The organism is Oleiphilus sp. HI0125, from assembly GCF_001635355.1.
Genome location: NZ_LWGF01001389.1, coordinates 1 through 1,278, shown reverse-complemented (window position 1 = coordinate 1,278; position 1,278 = coordinate 1). Strand labels below are relative to the sequence as shown.

Below are 1,278 nucleotides of genomic sequence, written 5' to 3'. Positions count from 1 at the left end.
ATCAAATGAATTTTGGTGCTAAGCATGCTTCAGGCGACATTCTGATGTTTGTTCACGCAGACACGACCATTGAATTGTTTAATGATCAACAGCTTAAGGACTTTAGTCATTCTGATTGCTCGTGGGGATATGGTTCGCTTGAATTTGATAACTACGCACCTCATTTTCGTTTTTTGAGTTTTATGATTCGTTGGCGATCTGGATTAAGCAGCATATGTACGGGTGACCAAACACAAGTAATCAAAAAAAGTGTCTTCGAGACTCTCGGAGGTTTTCCAGAGCAAATCCTCATGGAAGATGTTGAAATATCGATTCGTTTAAAAGAAAACTCTAAACCGCAGCAGTTTACGTTTCGCTCCATCACGTCCGCTAGGAAATGGGAAACAGAAGGCTTCGTTAAAACAATCTTAAATATGTGGCGATGGCGATTTTCATATTGGATATTTCGAGACGCAGATAAAGTTGCAAGGCAATATTATCGCGACAGATAAGCCATTTACCTGACCGCACAATTGCTTGATTATTATTCACTACGATTTATCTCTGATATCACTGTAATAGCACTAGTAATTTGATCTAGATCAATTAGAATCCACCAAAATTTTTCATTACTTAGATTAAATAGGTGCGAATATGTCTGTAGAGACCTTTGAAACTTGGAGCTTAGCGATCGGTATAACGGCGCTTATCGCTTACATGGCTTATATCGTTTGGGATTTAGCTAAGAAATCAGATGCTGGCAAATTCGGCACAATGGTTCTTTTTGCTGCACTAGGCATGGGCGCGGCGGGCTTCGTAATTAAAGCCGTACTAGTTGAAACGCTCGGCGTGTAGTAATTAGCTAACGCTGCTCAGTAAAAAACCCGCTTGATGGCGGGTTTTTTGTTTTCTGGTGGTTTGAAAATTAAACCAGCTCGATAATTTCTATATCGATTAAAACCAACTTTCTTCGCAAACAACTCAGCTCTTAGTTGCTGCTTCTAATTCGCTGATTAATCGTAAAGCATCTTCAAATGAATCACCGCATGTATATTCTGTAGGGTTAAATTCGCGACACACTTTAGGTCTTTTTTCATATTCCATACAGCGATTTTCGGAATCCAAATTAACGCACCGGATTCCGGCTGGCTTTCCGTCTGGCATATTTGGTAAAGCACTTGTTATCTCTGGCGCGATACAACATGCTCCGCAGGGATCATGGCACTTCATGTTTAGCTGCCTTATTAAGATGTTAAACAGGGTAGAATGGTTTTAGTCCGTACTGATCAGATTTACCAG

Annotated in this window: 3 protein-coding genes; 2 read left to right on the top strand and 1 reads right to left on the bottom strand. The window is 40.2% G+C overall.

What is annotated here, in order from left to right; translation table 11 throughout:
- Window positions 1-491: glycosyl transferase (locus A3762_RS28010; protein ID WP_197469547.1), on the top strand; the 491-nt coding region annotated here is incomplete at its 5' end.
- Window positions 492-633: 142 nt separating this feature from the next.
- The gene (locus A3762_RS23775; protein WP_068474998.1) at window positions 634-834 is read left to right on the top strand and encodes a DUF2788 domain-containing protein; all 201 of its coding nucleotides are present in this window, start codon (window positions 634-636) and stop codon (window positions 832-834) included.
- A 126-nt stretch (window positions 835-960) separates the two neighbouring features.
- On the opposite strand, the gene A3762_RS26190 is transcribed toward A3762_RS23775, so the two are convergent.
- Window positions 961-1,209: a YkgJ family cysteine cluster protein gene (locus A3762_RS26190; protein ID WP_082869066.1), complete on the bottom strand. Its 249-nt coding sequence runs from the start codon at window positions 1,207-1,209 to the stop codon at window positions 961-963.
- Between the last annotated feature and the right edge of the window lie 69 nt (window positions 1,210-1,278).

Coding starts and splice junctions, on each gene's coding strand:
- A3762_RS23775 (WP_068474998.1), top strand. CDS start 634: ATGTCTGTAGAGACCTTTGAAACTTGGAGCTTAGCGATCGGTATAACG.
- A3762_RS26190 (WP_082869066.1), bottom strand. CDS start 1,209: ATGAAGTGCCATGATCCCTGCGGAGCATGTTGTATCGCGCCAGAGATA.